This is a genomic window from Sphingomonas sp. Ant20 (genome assembly GCF_000783375.1).
Classification (GTDB): Bacteria; Pseudomonadota; Alphaproteobacteria; order Sphingomonadales; family Sphingomonadaceae; genus Sphingomonas; species Sphingomonas aerolata.
This window is the reverse complement of record NZ_JRVI01000279.1, coordinates 1-2,965: the sequence shown is the minus strand read 5'-3', so window position 1 is coordinate 2,965 and position 2,965 is coordinate 1. Positions and strand designations below refer to the sequence as shown.

The window sequence follows — 2,965 nt, the reverse complement described above, 5'->3', positions numbered from 1 at the left end:
GTCGTCGGCGCCGAGCAAGCCGTTCGCCCGCCGGCTCGACGAGGCGGGTTCGTGGTCGACGAGGTCGTCGCGCGCGCGACGCGCAAGGGCGGCGCGCGTCACGTGATCTGGTTCGCGACCAAGGCATGATCTGGCGCTGGGCTCTGCTGGTCGCGCTGTCGGCGCTGGTGGCGGGGGCGCTGGAATGGATCGGACTGCCAGCCGGACTGCTGCTCGGGCCGATGATCGCGGCGGTCGTGCTCGCGGTGCGCGGCGGCTCGCTGGGGGTGCCGATCCTCGCCTTTCGCGGCGCACAGGCGGCGGTGGGGACGCTGATCGCGGGGTCGATCACCACCGGGATCGTCGCGACCGTCGCGCAGCACTGGCCGGTGTTCCTCGCGGTCAATGTCGCGACGCTCGCGGCCAGCAGCGTGCTCGGCTATCTGCTCAGCCGCTGGCAGGTGCTGCCGGGCACCGTCGCGGTATGGGGTTCGCGCCGGGCGCCGCGAGCGCGATGGTGCTGATGGCGCAGGCGTATGGCGCGGATTCGCGGCTGGTCGCGGTGATGACCTATACGCGCGTCGTGTGCGTCGCAGTCGTCGCCTCGGTGCTGGCGGCGGTGATGGTCGGCGGGGGCAGCGGGCATCATCCGGCCGCGGCGTGGTTCGCGGGCGTCGATCCGGTCGCGGTGCTGCGGACGGTGGCGATTGCCGGTGTCGGCGCGATTCTTGGCGTCAAGCTGCGGCTGCCCGCGGGCGCGCTGCTCGGACCGCTCGTGCTGGGCGGGGTGCTCAACGTCACCGGGATCGCGCAGCCGGTGCTGCCGCAATGGCTGCTCGCGATCAGCTATGCGGTGGTCGGGTGGAAGATCGGGCTGTCGTTCACGCGCGATACGCTCCGGGTCGCCGGCAAGGCGATGCCGCGGATCCTGCTGTCGGTCGGGCTGCTGATCGCGTTCTGTGGCGGCATCGCGGCGGCGCTGACGCGCTGGGCGGGGATCGACCCGGTCACCGCCTATCTCGCGTCGAGCCCCGGCGGGATGGATTCGGTCGCGATCATCGCCGCGTCGAGCCCGGTCGACGTGCCGTTCGTGATGGCGCTGCAGGTGATGCGGTTCCTGGGCGTGCTGCTGATCGGACCGCCGCTCGCGCGGTTCGTGGCGACGCGGCAGGGCGGGGTGGTCCCGGTCATTCCGACCTAGGGATGAATCGACCCGCCTAACCCCAATCCGTTCGTGCTGAGCGAAGTCGAAGCATCTGCGCGCGCGGCCTGCCCTTCGACTTCGCTCAGGGCGAACGGGGATGGGGGCGTTACCGGTAGCCTCGACCCGTCACTTCGACTTCGCTCAGGGCGAACGGAATGGGGGCGTTACCCCTTGGTCGGGCGATAGGCCTCGACGTCGATCTCGTGGCGTTTCAGCTTGTCGTAGAAGGTCTTGCGCGGGATGCCGAGCGCGGCGAGCGCGGAGCGGACGTCGCCGCTGACCTGGTGCAAGGTCGCGCGGATCGTCGCTTCCTCGAACTTGTCGACGCGCGCGGGCAGCGGCAGGTCACCATCCTCGTCCGCCGGCGCATCCGCCTCGACGCGCAGCACCAGCCGTTTCGCCAGATTGTCGAGCTCGCGGACATTGCCCGGCCAGTCATGCTGGCCGAGATAGGCGAGCGTCGCGGTGTCGATCGTCGGCACCTCGCGCCCGAACCGCTCGGCGGCCTGGTGCAGCAGATGCCCGAACAGCAGCGGCACGTCGTCGCGGCGTTCGCGCAACGGCGGGATGCGCAGCCGCACCGCGTCGAGCCGGAACAGCAGTTCGGCGCGGAACCGGCCATCCTCGACCGCCTGGTCGAGCCCGGGCTTGGCCGCCGCGATCACCCGCAGGTCGAGCGCACGGGGCAGGTCGCCGCCGACCGGCATGACCTCGCGCTCCTCGGGCAGCGCGGCGCAGTTGACCGCGACGAACGGCCGCGACCGGCGGTTGCTCCAGCGGTGGAGCAGCACCGCGACGAGCTCCTTGCCGGTCCCGGTCTCGCCCTCGACCAGCACGTCGATATCGGCCTGCGCGATCTGGCGCATCGTCTCGCGCAGCCGGACCATCACCGGGGTCTCGCCGATCAGCGGTTCGGCGCCGATCGTCTCCTCGGCGGCGGCGCGCAGCCGGCGATTGTCGAGGACGAGGCGGCGCATCTCGAGCGCACGCCTTGCGCCCGCGATCAGATGGTCGGTCGCAAACGGCTTGGGGATGAAGTCGAACGCGCCGTTCTTGAGGGCTGCGACCGCCATCGCGACGTCGCCGTGCCCGGTCATCAGCAGCACGGGGATCTCGTGGTCGATCGCGGCGATGCGGCGGAACAGCTCCAGCCCGTCCATCTTGGGCATGCGGATGTCGGACACCACCGCGCCGTCGAACCCCGCATCGATCCGCGCGAGCGCGACGGTCGGGTCGCGCTCGGCGATCACCGCGATCCCGGCGAGTTCGAACGACTGTTCGAGCGCACCGCGCAGCACGTCGTCGTCGTCGACGAGCAGGACGCTCTGCTCGCTCATGCTTTTACCAGGATCATGCGGAAGACGGCGCCTCGTGGAGCAGGGACGAGGTCGAGCGTGCCGCCGAACTCGGTCATGATGTCGCGCGCGATGCCGAGCCCGAGGCCGAGGCCGTCGGTCTTGCTGGTCGCGAACGGGGTGAACAGGTCGTCGGCGATGCCGGGATCGATGCCGGGGCCGTTGTCGGCGACGGTCAGCACGACGTCGCGGCCCTTACGCCCGACGGTGACGTCGACGCGCGCATCGGGCCGCTCGGCGACCGCGTCGAGCGCATTCTGGAGCAGGTTGACGAGCACCTGTTCGAGGCGGACGCGGCCGGCGATGACGGTCAGCCGCGCCTCGGGCCCGCTCGGCAAATCGAGCGTCACGCCCTTCGCGCGGAAGCGGTCGCCGATCAGCAGGCGGACGCGTCGATCGCCGCGTCGAGCGCGACCGGGCCGATCGA

4 protein-coding genes are annotated in these 2,965 nt (G+C 71.2%); 2 read left to right on the top strand and 2 right to left on the bottom strand.

All coding sequences use genetic code 11. The annotated features are described in order from the left end of the window. Positions 1-125 precede the first annotated feature (125 nt). Both NI18_RS25970 and NI18_RS20220 read left to right on the top strand, forming a co-directional pair. Positions 126-503, top strand: a complete 378-nt coding sequence (locus NI18_RS25970; protein WP_198527083.1) for an AbrB family transcriptional regulator — start codon at positions 126-128, stop codon at positions 501-503. Beyond that, positions 464-1,180, top strand: a complete 717-nt coding sequence (locus NI18_RS20220; RefSeq protein WP_198527082.1) for an AbrB family transcriptional regulator — start codon at positions 464-466, stop codon at positions 1,178-1,180. The genes NI18_RS25970 and NI18_RS20220 overlap by 40 nt, the downstream gene beginning before the upstream one ends. Positions 1,181-1,347: 167 nt before the next feature. On the opposite strand, the gene NI18_RS20215 is transcribed toward NI18_RS20220, so the two are convergent. Together NI18_RS20215 and NI18_RS20210 are read right to left on the bottom strand one after the other, a co-directional pair. Then, positions 1,348-2,520: a sigma-54 dependent transcriptional regulator gene (locus tag NI18_RS20215; RefSeq protein ID WP_037532895.1), complete on the bottom strand. Its 1,173-nt coding sequence runs from the start codon at positions 2,518-2,520 to the stop codon at positions 1,348-1,350. Beyond that, on the bottom strand, positions 2,517-2,965 hold a 449-nt coding region (locus tag NI18_RS20210), incomplete at its 5' end, for an ATP-binding protein (protein ID WP_037532893.1). The genes NI18_RS20215 and NI18_RS20210, both read right to left, overlap by 4 nt.